The sequence below is a fragment of the Hymenobacter elongatus genome (assembly GCF_004745955.1).
GTDB classification, from domain to species: domain Bacteria; phylum Bacteroidota; class Bacteroidia; order Cytophagales; family Hymenobacteraceae; genus Hymenobacter; species Hymenobacter elongatus.
Genome location: NZ_SRLD01000016.1, coordinates 89501 through 105341, shown reverse-complemented (window position 1 = coordinate 105341; position 15841 = coordinate 89501). Strand labels below are relative to the sequence as shown.

Annotated in this window: 11 protein-coding genes; 3 read left to right on the top strand and 8 right to left on the bottom strand. The window is 62.5% G+C overall.

Annotation, left to right across the window (positions count from 1 at the left end; all coding sequences use genetic code 11):
• Positions 1-404 precede the first annotated feature (404 nt).
• From E5J99_RS10060 to E5J99_RS10050, 3 genes are all read right to left on the bottom strand, one after another.
• Positions 405-830 (bottom strand): hypothetical protein, encoded by a 426-nt coding sequence (locus tag E5J99_RS10060; RefSeq protein WP_135497599.1) that lies wholly within the window; start codon positions 828-830, stop codon positions 405-407.
• Positions 831-1280: 450 nt separating this feature from the next.
• A complete protein-coding gene (locus tag E5J99_RS10055; RefSeq protein ID WP_135497598.1) occupies positions 1281-1817 on the bottom strand; it encodes a hypothetical protein in 537 nt (178 codons plus the stop codon).
• Positions 1818-1974: 157 nt separating this feature from the next.
• On the bottom strand, positions 1975-3486 hold the full coding sequence (locus E5J99_RS10050; protein WP_135497597.1) for a hypothetical protein: 1512 nt from the start codon (positions 3484-3486) through the stop codon (positions 1975-1977).
• Here E5J99_RS10050 and E5J99_RS10045 point away from each other — a divergent pair.
• On the top strand, positions 3475-4026 hold the full coding sequence (locus E5J99_RS10045; RefSeq protein WP_245318864.1) for an integrase core domain-containing protein: 552 nt from the start codon (positions 3475-3477) through the stop codon (positions 4024-4026). The genes E5J99_RS10050 and E5J99_RS10045 overlap by 12 nt on opposite strands.
• 318 nt (positions 4027-4344) lie before the next feature.
• Here E5J99_RS10045 and E5J99_RS10040 read toward each other — a convergent pair whose 3' ends face one another.
• From E5J99_RS10040 to E5J99_RS10025, 4 genes are all read right to left on the bottom strand, one after another.
• On the bottom strand, positions 4345-6633 hold the full coding sequence (locus E5J99_RS10040; RefSeq protein WP_167852062.1) for a phospholipase D-like domain-containing protein: 2289 nt from the start codon (positions 6631-6633) through the stop codon (positions 4345-4347).
• Between the two features lie 464 nt (positions 6634-7097).
• Positions 7098-8084: a hypothetical protein gene (locus E5J99_RS10035; protein ID WP_135497594.1), complete on the bottom strand. Its 987-nt coding sequence runs from the start codon at positions 8082-8084 to the stop codon at positions 7098-7100.
• A 147-nt stretch (positions 8085-8231) separates the two neighbouring features.
• Positions 8232-9266 carry a UDP-N-acetylmuramate dehydrogenase gene (murB, locus tag E5J99_RS10030; RefSeq protein ID WP_135497593.1) on the bottom strand — a complete coding sequence of 345 codons (1035 nt, stop codon included), beginning with the start codon at positions 9264-9266 and terminating at the stop codon, positions 8232-8234.
• 483 nt (positions 9267-9749) lie between these two features.
• Positions 9750-11153, bottom strand: a complete 1404-nt coding sequence (locus E5J99_RS10025; protein ID WP_135497592.1) for a sugar MFS transporter — start codon at positions 11151-11153, stop codon at positions 9750-9752.
• 349 nt (positions 11154-11502) lie between these two features.
• Between E5J99_RS10025 and E5J99_RS10020 the strand changes: the two genes are divergently transcribed.
• Both E5J99_RS10020 and E5J99_RS10015 read left to right on the top strand, forming a co-directional pair.
• Entirely contained in the window at positions 11503-12696 is a 1194-nt protein-coding gene (locus E5J99_RS10020) for a THUMP domain-containing class I SAM-dependent RNA methyltransferase (protein WP_135497591.1), read from the top strand.
• Between the two features lie 184 nt (positions 12697-12880).
• Complete coding sequence (locus E5J99_RS10015) at positions 12881-14767, top strand: alpha-amylase family glycosyl hydrolase (RefSeq protein ID WP_135497590.1); 1887 nt, start codon at positions 12881-12883, stop codon at positions 14765-14767.
• Positions 14768-14859: 92 nt separating this feature from the next.
• Here the strand turns inward: E5J99_RS10015 and E5J99_RS10010 are convergent, their stop codons facing one another.
• Complete coding sequence (locus E5J99_RS10010; protein ID WP_135497589.1) at positions 14860-15429, bottom strand: helix-turn-helix domain-containing protein; 570 nt, start codon at positions 15427-15429, stop codon at positions 14860-14862.
• Positions 15430-15841: the final 412 nt, after the last annotated feature.

Sequence of the window (15841 nt, the reverse complement as noted above, 5' to 3'; positions counted from 1 at the left end):
TTACGGTCTGAAACTCGCGGGGGAAGGTGGGCATAGCAGAACGGTGTCGTTACCCAAAGCTAAGCCTGCCCTACCCGGCGGGTTTCTTTTTTGCCTCCTTACCAACCCCCAAAAGGCTAAAGTCAAGTTTAAGTGGTCGTGCAGAAGTAAACGTGTTGAATATAGAACGTCATGCTGAGCTTGTCGAAGCATCTCTACCGCCAAAGTAATCAGGTTAGTTTAGCAGTAGAGATGCTTCGACAAGCGGACGCCAGATGAAGCATGACGGCCTTTTTTGCTACGATTACTTTTACGTGACTACTTAATCCCTATACTTCCTGGCTGACCCCAACAAAAAGCCCCGCCGGCAGCTGCCGGCGGGGCTTTTTGCTCTCCCGAAGGAAGGTCTTCGCGCGGCCCTCGCCCTACGCGGGCAGCGTGGTGCGGTAGGCCTCCAGCTGGGTCACGAAGGCCGTCACCATCTCCAGCTCGGCCTGGGTGCGCGCCTCGGCCAGCTCGGCCAGGGCCAGGGCGGCACCCGAGGCCCCGCGCAGCGCCAGCTCCTTCTGCCGGGCCACGAGGCGGGCCTGCTCGGCCTCCAGCTCCAGGCGGCGGCGCGAGGGGCCGGCGGGCAGGTCCGTGAGCTGGTCGTTCACTCCATCGAGGCGGCTCTGCACCCCGATGAGGGCGTTTTTGGCGTTGCCGGCCCGGGTTTCGGCCTTGTCGCCCCGGTAGTCGAGGTTAACGTCGCGGTTGGTCAGGTCGGCCAGCAGGGCGCGGGCCGGGGTCAGGGCTTCGTCGCAGGCCGCCTGGCTGTCGAGGCCAGTGAAATCGAACGTGGGAACATTCATAAAAGTATAGAGGGGTAAAAGTGAGTAGCTGGTGCCGCCACCCGGTGGCACCCGGTCCACCGCCAGCGGTGGGCCGCTTTCCTAACGCAAACGGGTTGTTTTATTGTATAGCCTTGTTCCTGAATTAGGAACCGATGCTAAAATTTGGCTGTCATGCTGAGCTTGTCGAAGCATCTCTACCGCAATGCTAAGTACCACTGCGGTGGAGATGCTTCGACTGCGCTCAGCATGACGTTCTTTTTTCGTTTCGCTTTATTCAGGAACAAGTCTTATAGCCTGCTGCAGAAGCTGATGGCACTGGCCGCCCCTGTGCCCCGAAGCGCTGCTCCGGACAGGGCACGGCATCCCCGGCGCTGTTCCAACGGGCCACCGCCCGGCGTCGGGGTACTCGTTCTGGCGGACTTTGCCACCGCCACCACCGCCACCACCGTCACTACCGCCACCAGCTGCTCAGCCGGCCAGCACGGCCAGCTCGGCGCGCAGGCCGGCGCAGGCGGCTTGCAGCAGGCGGCGGTCGGCCTGGGCCAGCGGGCCGGTCCAGTGGCCGGCCTCCAGGGCAAAGCGTGGGTCGGCGACCAGGGCGGCAGGGGCGGCGGGGGTGGCCAGCAGCGCCAGCCGGGCTTGGCCGGCAGCCGCCTGGGCCTCGACGGCGGCCAGGGCGGCCTCGGCGCGGCGCAGGGCCTGGCTGACCTCGTGGCGGCGCGAAGCCAGGGCCGGGGGGTGGGGCGCGGGCAGTGGCAAGCCGGCCGGGGCAGGCGGCGGGGCCGCGTGGCCGGGGTCGGCGGTCAGCGCCCGGCGGGTAGGGGCGGGCAGGGCCGCCAGCAGAGCCGTGAGGGCAGCATCGGCGGCGGCCGGCAGCGGGCGGGTGCCCGCCTCGGCCTGGGCCAGGCGGGAGCGGGTGGTGCCGAGCAACGCGGCGGCACTGGCCTGGGTAAGGGCCAGGTAGCGGCGCAGGGCGGGCAAAGGGCCGGGGCGGGGCAGGCGCATAGGCGGGAGGGGGGGGCGCAAGTTGAAGAGGCGCAAATATACTTGCGCCCGCTAAAATTGCGCCCCCTCCCGCCTTCCGCTTTTCACGCCCGGCGGCAGTTTCTAGGTTGCGGCGGGGGCTACGGCTCGCCGGGTCCGCCACCGAAGCCGGGGTGCCTCAGAAGTTGAAGTCGCGCGGCTCGCCGGCCAGCTCCCGGCCGCGCAGAATAAACTTGGGCTGGTAGGATTCTTCCTCGGCCCAGTTCACCTCGGCAAAGGGCGTACGCGTGCCGTACACTTTCGGACCCGTAGCGGGTAGGCCCAACGCGCGGTTTTGCTGCTGCTCCTGCCACACGTCGGCCAGCACCTCGGCCAGCTGGTGGCCCCAGGCCCGCTGGCCGGCCGCCACCACCGCTTGCCGCCAGTCGGCGTGGGCGGCGATGGGCCAGGGGGCCGCCTGGTGCTCCAGCGCCCGCTCGATCCAATGGGTAGCCTCAAACAGGTAGCCACGGCGGCGGCGCTCATCCTGGTGGCCGGCCTCGTACCAGCGCAGCAGGCGGGGCAGGTCGGCGGGGTCCTCAAACTGCCGGAAATACGGCACCAGGTCGTCGCGGTGCAGGAACAGGGGGTGCCACGGCAGCGAAGCGGCCAGGTCGCCGCGGGCACGCTGGGCGGCCAGCTTCTGCTCTTTATCGGCTTCGGTAATCCCGATGTAGTAGGCCTCTTTTTCGCCGCGCAGGTCGGGCAGGGTCAGCAGCAGGTTTTCGCCGGTGGCCTCGTTGTGGTACTGATACCACGCGGGCAGGGTGCGGTAGGCCCGGTTTGTGGTGGCCTCATAGCCGTCGTCATCGTCGGGGGCAGCGGCCTCGTCGTCGGGGGCCTGGTCGTCGCCTTCGGCGGCGTGCCGGAACCGGCGGTAGTTCTGCCAGGCCCAGTTCTGGTTGGGTGCGTAGTGGTCGGAGCGCAGATACGCCGCGTAGAGGGCTACCTCGTCGGCCGTGATGGGCGGCAGCCACGGGCAGTAGTCGATGTAGGTTTCCCACTGCCGGAATTCTTCGGTGTGGCGCACGCCGGGAAGCGTAATCTGCCCCGCCCGCCAGCGGCACTGCAAGTCGAACAGCTTTTTCTGCTGAATCTCCCACAGGTCGTGGGCCGCCGCCTCGCGCATCTCGACGAAGTGCGCCCCCGCCTGCTTCAGCAGCAACGGCCCTTTGATGAAAGCGGCGGCTTTGGCGCTGGCATAAAAGCGCACTACCGACGGCCCGCTGTGGGCGTGGTAGGGGGCCAGGGCTTCTTCCAGGGCGGGGTGGGCTTGCAGCTCGGCTGCAAACAGGCGTTCGAGGGCGGCCAGGTCGGGCTTGGTCTGGGCCGCTTTGATGTAGGCGGCCCGGGCCTCGGGCGTGGTGGGCAGCTCGGGTTCGGCCGCCGGGGAGGTCAACTCTTCCATCGTCAAGGTAGTGTTTAGCAGATAGGATGCTCCCAAAGTAGCGGATAGCCGGCAAAACCAAGGGCGGGCCGGCCCGCCAGGGGCCGTAGCCGCACGGCCGCCGGGCCCACTACCCGCCGGCCGCGCCGCATCCGGATAGCCCGCGCTACCCTGCATACCCCCCGAAACGGCGGGCTGCCCAAAAATGGTCTGACAATCAACCACCAGCGCACCTGGCGCATCTATCGGGCGATGGGCTTGCACCTGCCCCGGCGGCTCAAAAAGCGCCTGCCCGCCCGCGTGCGGCCGCCCTTGCGCGTGCCCGAGGCCGCTACTGTCTGTTGGTCGCTCGACTTTACCAGCGACGTGCTGACGGATGGCCGGCGCTTTCGCACGCTGAACGTGCTCGACGACTATAACCGGCAGCTTTTGGGCGTCGAAACTGACTTCTCCCTGCCCGCCGCCCGGGTCGTGCAGGTGCTGACCCGGGCGGCGGAGTGCCATGGCCGACCGGCGCAGCGGCGCACCGACAACGGACCCGAATTCATCAGTGCCCGTCTCACCGAATGGTGCGAGGCGCACGGCATCACCCTCCACTGGATTCAGCCCGGCAAACCGACCCAGAATGCCTACATCGAACGTTTCAACGGCTCATTTCGCCGCGAGGTGCTTGATGCGTACTTGTTCCGCTCGCTGGCCCATGTGCGGCAACTCGTCGGCGAGTGGATGCTTGATTATAACACGCTGCGGCCCCACCAAGCCCTGGATTTTATGACGCCTCTCGAGTTTAAACAAGCTGCCTAACCTCTACTAACCACTGGCTTACCAGATGGGGAAGCGTACAATGTGCAGGCTACCCAGGCGGGCCAGCACGCGGTGCTCAAGCTGCTGCGCGAGTAGGCCGGGCGGCTTGGTTGGTAGGAAAGAAGGTGAGGCTGTCTAAGCACGTCATGTCGACCAACGGGAGACATCTCGCGTGCAATGGTAAATCATATACTATTGCACGCGAGATGTCTCCCGTTGGTCGACATGACGTGCTTAAAACAGCTTCGATACAAAAAAGAGGCGGCCTCCCACCGGGGAGGCCGCCTCTTTTGACGTTCCTGATCCGGGGCGGAGAACCTACTCCACTACCACGCGGCTTACCTGCGTCGATTCGGGCGTTACGATCTGGACCATGTACAAGCCTGACTTCAGGCTGGAAGCGTCCACGCTCACCTCTTCCCCGGCCCCGATAGGCTGGGTCTGGCTCAGGACTACGCGGCCGGTGGCGTCGCGCAGCGTGATGGCGGCCGTGCGGGCTTTGCTGGCCTCGATGCGCAGCTTGAACTTGCCGCTGGTCGGGTTCGGGTAGACCTGCACCGTCGACTGCTGCACGGTGGCGGTTTTGTTGGCTAACACCAGATTGCATACCGTGACGCCGCGATTTTGGCTGGCAATGCGGCTGGCAAATTCCTGGTAGTAGCGGTTTACCACCAGCGGGTCGTGCACAATCAGGGTGTTTTCGTCGTTGGTCGTGTTGGCCGACAAGCTCCAGTTATGCGAGCCCACGAATACCTGCGGGTCCGACTGCGACGCGCCGGCATCCACGATCAGCGTTTTGTGGTGCATGATGCCGTTGACATTGTCCACCATAATGCGGTTGCCGATGGCCGTTTTGATGGTCCGGAAGATGGCGCCCGTACCGGCGTTCGACGTATCGTTGAGCAGTGCTTCCGAGCAGGCGGCAATGTTGCGCAGCTGCACCTGGTCACGGATGGTCTGGCCGATTTCGCTCAGCGTGATGAGCATCGTTTCCACGTGCAGGTCGTTGTCGGCCGTGCGGATGGTTTCGAGCAGACGGGCGTTTACGTTGTCGGTCGGGCTGAACCACGACTCGACGCGCGAGCCGCCGATGAGGAAAAAGTGCGGGGTGTTGTCCGTTTTGCGGTTGCCGAAAACCGGCGTGCCGGGCGTGTTGGTCGCTGAGCCCCACATTTCCTCGAACTCCATCGTGTAGGTGCGGGCCAGGCTCTGGTCCTGCACGGCAATAACGTTGTTGGGGTCGGAGAAAAGTTGCGCGGCCGTCCAGTTGGTCGAGCCGGTCCACACCCATGATCTGTTGGGGTTGGTGCTGTTGGCATCAATAATCACAATCTTGTTGTGCATGATGCCACGGTTGCTGACGTCGCTATCCGAGTCGCGCTTGATGCGTGGAATGGCGCTGTTCACGCCGGGTACGCTGCTGTTGGCATTGGTGCCTTCATATACCAACCGCACTTTCACTCCCCGGGCGTGGGCACGGTTGACGGCGTCCACGATAGTCGAGTTGTTCCAGTTGTAGATGGCCACATCCAGCGTTTCCTGGGCGCGGTCCATGTAGCGGGCCAGTGTGTCGGGCACCGTTTGGTTCAGGTACACCGCCGCGTTATTGGGGAGCGCCAGGCTGGTATTGACGGAAGCGTTGAAGTAATTCCGAATCTTACCCGTCGAGTTCGATACCGTAATCATGGGCACGATACCGCTGTTGGAAACACCGCTGGCGTTGGTAGAAGATACCCGCACATAGTATACCGTAGCGGGCTGCAAGCCGCTGATGGCTAGTGCGTGCGTGGTGGTGGCGGTGGCCGAGGTAAGCACCGTGCCCAGTGCGGGCGTGGTGCCATACTCTACCTTGGTGTCGCCGGCAAACTGGGTGCCGAAGTTGACCGTGAAGCCCGTGCGCGACAGCGCCGATGGGGTAGGGCCGTTCAGGATCTTGGGGCCTTCCAGCACGATATCAGCATACAGGCGGGGCAGTAGCTGGTAGCCGCCAGCACCAGTGCTGGAGAACTGGCTCATAATGCCAATCAGGTCGAAAGGACCCGTCGGAACTGGCTTGCCTACGATGCCCGCCGCGCCCGTCGAGGACGTGCTGGGCCGCATAATCAGCGTCGACTGGCCGTTGAGCTGGTAGTTGGTATTCCCTGTGAACACGCTCACCGGTGCGCCGTTAGCGCCCGTAATGCTGGTGTTATCGTTAATACGGACCAGGCGACCCTCATACGCCTCCGTGTACAGCGAGCCAGCGGTGGCTACGCTCACTTCGGCTACGGACAGCGGGCGGCTTTTGGCCAGCACCGTAAGCGAGGATACCGGATCTATTTCCAGAATACCGTTGAAGTTTTTGAGCGTGCCCCGTATTTCGATGCTGTCACCGACCACCAGGTTGCCAAAAATTGCGGTCGTGGCGTAAGCCGCCAGGCCGGCCTCTTTATCCTGTAAGTAGCGGATGGCACCCAATTCGGGGCCATTGGAAATCGTGCCGCGCACCGCTACCGTTGCTCCCACGCCTTTGGCTCGGGCCGCGGCAATGGTTTCAATGGTTTGCGCCAGCGCGGGCCGTACGCTTGCCCCGAGAGTCAGCAGGGCTAAAAGAGTAATTTTTTTCATGAAGCTATGGAAACGGGCAATAGGAAAATATGCGCAGAAAAAAGGCAAATCTCTGTTGGACATGGTGTGTCATGCCGGGCAACGCGAGACATCTCGCGTGCCACAGTTAAGCATAAGACTTGTTCCTGAATAAAGCGAAACGAAAAAAGGACGTCATGCTGAGCCTGTCGAAGCATCTCTACCGCTTCGTTCGCATGGTTGAGAGTACTGTTGCGGTAGAGATGCTTCGACAGGCTCAGCATGACGTCCTTTTTTATGTCACTTCTAATTCAGGAACAAGTATATATACTAGTGCGGTAGAGATGCTTCGACTTCGCTCAGCAGGACCGCCTGATAAGTTTAGAGCATGTCTATTGGAAACAAACACGCTCTAATTCGTTAGAAGTCAGGTGATACGGGCCTGCAAAGCTGGATGGCTACCGGCAAAGCATCGGCTGCAATGATTAGTTCCGGTGGTGCGAAGGCTATTCTGCGCCCTCGGTGGTGCGGGTGCGGGAAGTTGCGCGCTTCTTGGTATCCGTAATCATCGGCACGGCCGGCGAATCGGATTTGCCGACGGCGTTGGTCGACGAGACCTTCACGTAGTATACTGTGCCGGGCTGCAGGTCGGTCAGGGCGATGGTGTGCTTGGTCGTTGGGGTAGCATTGGCGACTACGGTGCCCAGGGCCGAGGTTTTGCCGTACTCCACGCGGGTGTCGCCGGGGTTTTGGGTCTGGAAGGTAACGGCAAAGCCCGTGCGGCTCATGTCAGTCGGCACTGGCTCGCCCATTACGTTGGGCAGGCCCCCGCCCAACACGAAATCAGTATACAGCCGGGGCAGCAGCTGGTAGCCGCCGGTACCGGTAGGCGAGTACTGGCTCACGACCCCAATCAGGTCGAATTCGCTGGTGGGTACGGTTTTGCCTACCAAGCCAGTTTCACCGCTGGAAGCGTTGTTAATGCGGATTTGCGCGCCGCGCTGCCCGTTGATGAGGTAGTTGCTGTTGCCGTTCATGGCCGTCAGCGTCGAGCCATTCATCGTCGTGATGTTGCTCGTGCCTTTCACCTTCACCAAGCGGCCTTCGTAGGGCTCGGAGAAAACTTTGGTCAGATCTGCCGCCGGAATTTCCACCACGCTCAAGCGGCGGTTTTTGGCCAGCACTTTCACGGACGAGATAGGGTCCATTTCCAGCAGCCCGTTGTAGTTTTTCAACGTGCCGCGCAGCTCCACACTGTCGCCCAGAACCAAGCTCGAAAAGCCGGGAGCATTGAGCGAGTACGCAGCCATGCCCGCGTCTTTGTCCTGCACGTAGCGCAGGCCCCCCAGCTCGGGGCCGTTGCTTACGGTGCCGCGCACCACTACGGTAGCGCCGGGACCGGCAGCGCGAGCGGCCGTTAGGGTAATGGGAGCCTGGGCCTGGGCATAGGTTGCGCCACCAAGCAGCAGCGCGAGAAGAGTAACATGTTTCATGAAGCGAAGAAGCAACAAGTGGGTAGATCAGGCGAGCGTATAAAACACAAATATGCTTATTCTTAGCCTAATTGTATTCAGCATTCCAGACCAAAAGTATAGGAAGCGGGGTCTACGATCTGTGGTGCGGGTTGCGGCCAGCCAGGTTCACAAAATGTTAACCTCGGGGTGCAATTCGATGCCAAACTTTTCGCGCACGGAGGCAATGATTTCGTGCGCCAGGTCGCGGATGGCCGCGCCTTGCGCGCCGCCGTGGTTTACCAGCACCAGCGCCTGCCGGTCGTGCACGCCGTGGGCCCCGAAGCGGCGGCCTTTCCAGCCGCACTGCTCAATGAGCCAGCCGGCGGGCACCTTCACGCCGCCGGGCACGAGGTAGCCGGGCAAATCGGCGTACTGCGCTTTGAGCGCGTCGTATTTGGCCTGGGAAACTTCCGGATTTTTGAAAAAGCTGCCCGCGTTGCCGATCTGGGCCGGGTCGGGGAGCTTGCTGCGCCGAATCTGGATGACGGCCTCGCTCACGTCCTGGGGCGTGGGGTCGGTCCCGATGCCCATATCGGCCAGCGTGGTGCTGATGGCTCCGTAGCTGACGTTGAGCCGGTGCAGGCGCCGCAGCCGCAGCACCACGCCCGTCACGATGTACTGGTTGCGCAGCGGGCCTTTGAACACACTCTCGCGGTAGCCAAAGCCGCACTGCTCGTGCGTGAAGGTGCGCAGCTGCCCGGTGGTGATTTCCACGGCCTCCAAGTGGTCGAAGGTGTCTTTCAGCTCGGCTCCGTAGGCCCCGATATTCTGGAGCGGAGCCGCGCCCACCGTGCCCGGAATCAGGGACAGGTTCTCGATGCCGCTCAGATTCTGACCCAGCGCGTACTGCACCATGCCGTGCCACGACTCGCCGGCCCCGGCCCGCACCAGGGCCGTATCCTGGGCTTCGTCCTGGGCAATGATGTTGAGGCCGGTGATTTCGTTTTTGAGCACTACGCCGTCGAAATCCTGGGTGAAAAGCAGATTGGAGCCGCCGCCGAGCACCAGCTTCTCGGCCTGCTGCACTTCGGGCAGCGCCAGCAGGGCCCGCAGCTCGTCCACGCTGCGGAAGCGGGCGAAGAGGCGGGCTTTGGCATCGATGCCGAACGTGTTGTAGGGCAGCAGCGAAACGTGGTGTTCGAGAGCGGGAGCCGAAGCCATAGGAAAGCGGGGAATAGTGCGTGCGGCGGCAAAGTTAGCCGTTTGCCCGTTGTGGGTGCGGTAGCACGGTGTGGAAGCTGTTTGGGAGGTCGCCCAGAAACACTAGAACGTCATTCCGAGCGAAGTCGAGGAATCTCGCGTGCTGATGTTGCCAGGGTAATCTGATTGCCTTGGCCCACGAGATGTCTCGCGAAGGCTCGACATGACGTTCTTTCGACTTCTTAAAACAGCTTCGTGGTACTATGACGGAAGGGCCTTTTCGGGATGAAACGCAAAAGCCCACCGGCTGAACCAGTGGGCTTTTCATTAGCAGGCCACTGACGGACTATACTTTTCGGCCCCAGCGGGGCGGCACGTATCGTTGTGTCGATTGTGTCGCCGCGCCGGGGCTTGGGCAATTCTGCGGGCGACGTGGGTTCTTCCGATATGCCGCCCCGCCGGGGCTGGCGTGCGGTAGTTTGCCGCTGGGGCGGCGAGCGAGAATTACCGCACCCGATACCCGCTCAGCGAATAAAACAGCAGGTAGGCGTAGCACAGCGCCGGCAGCACGAAGGCCACCCGCAGGCCGCCGCCGTTGGTCGCTACCCAGCCCATGAGCGGCGGAATGATGGCCCCGCCCACGATGGCCATAATCAGGTAGGAGGAGCCCTGCTTGGTGAAGCGGCCCAGGCCGGTGATGGCCAGCGGAAACACCACGGGCCAGATAATGGAGTTGCACAGGCCGCAGAGTACCACCAGCCAGAGGGCCGCTTCGCCGTCGTTGACGATGGAGGCCAGCACGAAAAAGGTGCCGGCCGCGCACACGCCCACCAGCAGCTTGCGGGCGTTGAAGCGGCTGAGCAGCGGAATGCCGATGATGCGACCCACCATGAGCCCAAACCAGTAGGACGACACCAGCACCGCGCCCACGCCTTTGGTGAAGCCGGTAGTGGTATCAATAGGCTCGGGGGCGTGGCCAAACAGGGCCCCGGCCCAGCCCGTGGCCAGGCTCAGGCCGCGTACCAGTTGCTGGGTGAAGCTGCTGAGCTGGCTGATATTCTGGCTTTCGCCGTAGCGAATCAGGAAGGAGCCCAGGCCGACTTCGACGCCGACGTACATGAAAATGGCCCCGACGCCCAGCACCAAGTGGCGGTAGTCGAGGGCCGAGCGGCGGCCGGTAGCGTGGGCTTCGGCTGCCAGCGCGGCTTCCTCGTCGGCCGGAATACTTTCGATTTCGGGCAGGCGCACCAGGAAGAACAAAGCCGATAGCACCGCCAAAAACACCGCCAGCCCCAAGTACAGGGGCTTTACCAGCGTGGCCTCCTGGGTGAGACGCTCCTCCAGGGGCAGAGCCGCCAGCTGGGCCTTGAGCACGGCCGAGCCGCCGAAGAGAATGAGGCCACCTATAAGAGGAGAAATGGTGCCGCCCAGCCCGTTGGCCACGCCCACGATGCTGACGCGACTGGCCGCCGTGCGGGCCGAGCCCAGCACCGATACGTAGGGGTTGGCCGCTACCTGCAAGAGGGTGATGCCCGCGCCCAACAGGCTAAGGGCCAGTAGAAACAAGCCAAACGTGCGGGAGTTGGCCGCCGGTACGAATACCAGCGCCCCGACCGCCATAATAAGCAAGCCCAGCACGATGCCGCGCTTAAAGCCGATTTTTTCCAGCAGCCGCCCCGCCGGCAATGACATCAGAAAATAGGCCCCAAAGAATGCCGACTGCACCAGCGATGACTGCAAATCGGTGAGCTGACACACATCCTTGAGGTAGGGCATCAGCACATCGTTGAAGTTGGTAACGGCCCCGAACAGGAAAAACAGGGTGGTCATCAGCAGCATGGGCCCGGCGTAGGAGCGGGTGGCGGGGCTGGCAGAAACGGAGGAAGCAGAAGAAATAGGAGCGGCCATGCAGGCAGAAAGGGAAAAATTTGAGGGCCTTAAAGATAGGAATTCGCGCGAAGCGTCTGACAAGCGTCTATTTCCTGAGTAGCCCGTTTTCGTCTGTTATCCTGAGCCTTCCGCGCATGAAGCGGCGACGAAGGACTTTTTCCACCCGTTCTACCAAGGTTCCTGCCGCTGTGACAAAGCTCTTCACCATTCCCACGGCCAAGGGCTCTGCCCGTTGAAGTATGCTTATCACTCAGGTGAGGAGGGTCCTTCGCTTTGCTTCGCGCCGCTCAGGATGACAGGCGTGGGGAATGGCCAAACAAAAACCACGACCTTTGCCGCTCTTCCTTTCCAGCAAACCATCTGCCCCATGTCCGAAAACCGCCGCGACGTTCCCTTTTTTATGACGGCCACCACCCAGTTTGGCCTGGAAGAAGTGCTGGCCCAGGAGCTGCGGAGCCTGGGAGCCAAAATTGAGAAGATCGGGCAGCGGGCCGTCGAGTTTACCGGCACCAAGCAGCTGCTCTACGAGGCCAATCTGTGGTGCCGCACCGCCGTGCGCATCCTGAAGCCTTTCGCCGGCTTTTACGCCCACGACGAAAAGGCCCTGTACCGCGAAGTTGGCCGCCTCGACTGGAGCCAGTACATCCGGCCCGAGCAAACCTTCGCCATCACGGCGGTGGTCAACAAGTCGACCTTCGAGCACTCCCTGTATGTGGCCCAGCTCACCAAGGATGCCATCGTGGACCAGTTCCGCAACCGCACCGGCTCGCGGCCCAGCGTGGACGTGAAAAATCCCGATATCCGGCTGCATCTGCACATGATTGAGAACGATGTGGTACTAAGCCTCGATGCTTCCGGCGAATCGCTGCACCGGCGCGGCTACCGCCAGCAAACCAACGTGGCCCCGCTGAACGAAGCCCTGGCCGCCGGCATCATTCTGCTCACGGGCTGGGATGGCAAAAAGCCCTTTATTGACCCCATGTGCGGCTCGGGCACGCTCCTGACCGAGGCGGCACTCATTGCTCAGCGCATCGCGCCGGGCCTCTACCACCAGGGCAAGTTCGGCTTCCAGAACTGGCCCGACTTCGACCAGGCACTCTGGGAATCGGTGCAGATGGACGCCCGCAGTGCCCGCATCGAGGAGCCCCAGGCCTACATTGCCGGCTCTGATTTGTCGGCCGACTACATCGAGCTGGCCCGCGAAAACGTGGTGGCCGCCGACCTCGAAGACTACATTCGGCTGGGCGTGCGCGACGTGAAGGACGCCCAGGCCCCGGCGCAGGAACCGGCCGGCATCGTTATTTCCAACCCGCCCTACGGGGAGCGAATCGGGGAGGAAACCCAGATGGATGCGCTCTACAAAACCATCGGCGACACGCTCAAAACCAGCTTCCAGGGCTACGACGCCTACTTATTCACGGGCAACCTCGAAGCCGCCAAGCGGGTGGGGCTGAAGGCCTCGCGCCGTACCCCGCTCTACAACGGCCCCATCGACTGCCGCCTGCTGAAGTACGAGCTCTACCAGGGCACGCGCAAGGCAGCCCGGCCGGAGTCGGAGTAAGCTGCTGGCTTATCTGGTCCAGGTTTTCTTCAGAACCCCGCCCACGCACCGTGCGGGCGGGGTTCTTAGGTTTTAACAGGGGTGTTTTTGTTGCGTCATTTATTGCTAGTATTGCAGGCCGGGTAGTTCGGTTCTAATATCTGCCCACGGCCGTGCTGTTCCTCTTCCTAACTCCCTTTCTCGTATGAAACAACGCTATTCCTGGCTGCTGCTGGTACTCCTGTTTCCGCTGTTATCGGTGGCCCAGACACCGGCCATCACCCGAATAAACCCGACCAACTGGTGGGTAGGTATGAAAAATGGCAACGTGCAGCTGCTCGTCTACGGGCCCCAGGCCGGCACCATGACCTATACCATTGCCTACCCGGGCGTGAAGCTGGTGAAAACCAACACCGTTGAAAACCCCAACTATGCCTTTCTGGACCTCACCATTGCCGCTACCGCCAAGCCCGGCCAGGTGCAGATCGTAGGGAAGAAGGGGACGCAAACCGTGACCCAGGCCTGGGAGCTGCGGGCGCGCGACAACTCGCCCAAGGCGCAGGGCGTCACGGCCGCCGACTTCATTTACCTGGCCATGCCCGACCGGTTTGCCAACGGCGACGCCAGCAACGACAAGTTTGCCGACCTGCGCGACCCCGGCTCTGACCGCGCCAACCCCTTTCTGCGCCACGGTGGCGACCTGAAGGGTGCCGCTCAGCGCATTGGCTACCTCAAGGACCTGGGCGTAACGGCCGTCTGGTTTACGCCCCTGATTGAAAACAACCAGCCCCTGACCAACGAGGGCGGCACCATGCGCGCCTCCTACCACGGCTACGGCTTCACCGATCAGTACAACATCGACAAGCGCTTTGGCGGCAACGAGGCCTACAAAGCCTACGTGCAGCAGGCCCACGCCGCCGGGCTGAAGGTGGTGCAGGATGCCGTGTATAACCACGTAGGCAACACCCACTGGATTCTGCAGGATCTGCCCATGAAAAGCTGGCTGCACCAGTGGCCTACTTACACCAATACCTCGTACCGCTACAATCCCATCACCGACCCGCACGCGGCCCAGATTGACCGCAAGATCAGCCTCGACGGTTGGTTTGTGCCCTTCCTGCCCGACCTCAACCAGGGCAACCCGTACGTGGCCAACTACCTGATTGAAAACGCCATTTGGGTGGTAGAGAACTTCGGTATCGACGCCTGGCGCATCGATACCTACATGTACAACGACCAGCCGTTTATGAACCGCTGCAACGCGGCCCTGCTGGCCGAATACCCCCGCCTGCACATCTTCGGCGAGTCGATGGTGAGTAACGTGGTGGATCAGGCGTACTACACCCGCAACAAAATCGACTTCCCCTTTAAGTCGAACCAGCCCGGCACCATCGACTTCGTGCTCGAAGACGCAATGCTCGCTGCCCTGCGCGAAACGGGTACCCCCGCTGCTACCGGCTGGGACGGCGGCCCGCAGCATGTGTATCAAACCCTGGCCCAGGATGTAGTGTACCAGGACCCAAACAAGCTGGTGACCCTGCTCGACAATCACGATAAAAACCGCTTTCTGTCCGAAATCGGCGACGACCTCGACAAGTACAAGATAGGCCTGACCTGGCTGCTGACTACCCGGGGCATCCCGAGTATGTACTACGGCACCGAAATTCTGATGAAGAACTTCAAGGACCCGACCGACGCCGAAGTGCGCCGCGACTTTCCCGGCGGCTGGCCCGGCGATAAGGAGGACAAGTTCACCGCCGCCGGCCGCTCGGCCCGCGAGAACGAGGCCTTCGACTTTGTCAAAAGCCTGGCCACCTACCGCCGCGACCACAAGGTGCTGCACGAGGGCAAGCTGATGCAGTACTTGCCCGAAAACGGCCTCTACGTGTACTTCCGCTACGATGCTACCGGCACGGTGATGGTGGCTACCAACACCACCGACAAGCCCGCCGGCCTGCCCACGGCCCGCTTCTCGGAACGGATGAGCGGCTTCACCAAGGGTCGCAACGTGCTGACCAAGGCTCCGCTCAACGACCTTGCGACCTTGCAGCTGCCCGCCAAAACGGCCGTAGTGCTGGAGCTGGCCAAGTAGCGCGAACTGCCCAGTTCGTGCTACTACCCCCCCCGCCAACCAAAGCCCCGCGACCTGCCTGGTCGCGGGGCTTTTTGGTACGTACGGGCCGGCTACCCCAGCAGGACCAGCAGCGCTGCCGCTGCCGTTTCCAGGGCTTCGGCCTGCAGGCGCAGCAGGTGGTAGCGGGCACTCGCGGCGGGGGGCAGGGCCGTGGGGCGGGCGAGCAGCCAGTGGCGGCGGTACCAGCGCAGGTAGGCGGCCCAGTCGCCCGGCCCGGTGGCCTCAGATAGAGTATCGGTAGGCTCGGGGGCGGGCGGCAGGGTGGCCAGCAACGCGGGCCGGGCCGCGTGCCAGCGGGCAGCCGTGGCCGCCTGTGCTTCTAGGGGGCGCAGCAAGCGGCGCAGGCGGCGGGCGTGGTGCTGGCAATAGTCGAGGCGGGCGGCCAGCGGGGCAGTTTCGGGAGCAGCCAAGCGTAGCAGCGGGGGCGCAGTAGGTACAGCAGCAGGCGGGGCAACGGGCGCGGCCGGGGTAGGGGGCAAGTGGGCGGCCAGTGTTTCCGGCGCCTGCCGGGCCGCCGCCCCCAGTCCGCGCCGTCCCGCTTCCGCCTGGCTCCCCATAGCTTGCGTGATGCCCAGGTAGTGCGCCAGCTCCTGCTGGTCCATCCCAAAATGCCGCCGCACGGCAGCCAGTAGCGAAACGGACGGGGCAGCAGAGCGGGGTATTGGTTATATCCTACTGATAAGCGAATAGAATATACAACAAGGTAGGTTATATATTTCTTTCAATGACTCCAACTATATAACCTGCGGTGCAAGGTGCCGCGTACTAGCCCTAGTAGGGCAAAACGTCGGTAGACAAATGATTGGCTTGCCTTTCCAACAGCGCCAGCAGGGCGACACCTGCTTTACTAGGAAGCTGTTTGAAGTAGCGCCAGTACCAGTGGAACAGTGTAGAGACGCGACCTTTCGCGTCTCCTCGTTGAACGATAATCGTTGGGCCGGCGCACGCGAGGAGATGCGAAGGGTCGCGTCTCTACACCGTTCTGATCATTTTTGGGCTACCTCAAACCGCTCTAGCCAGCGGCCTACCACC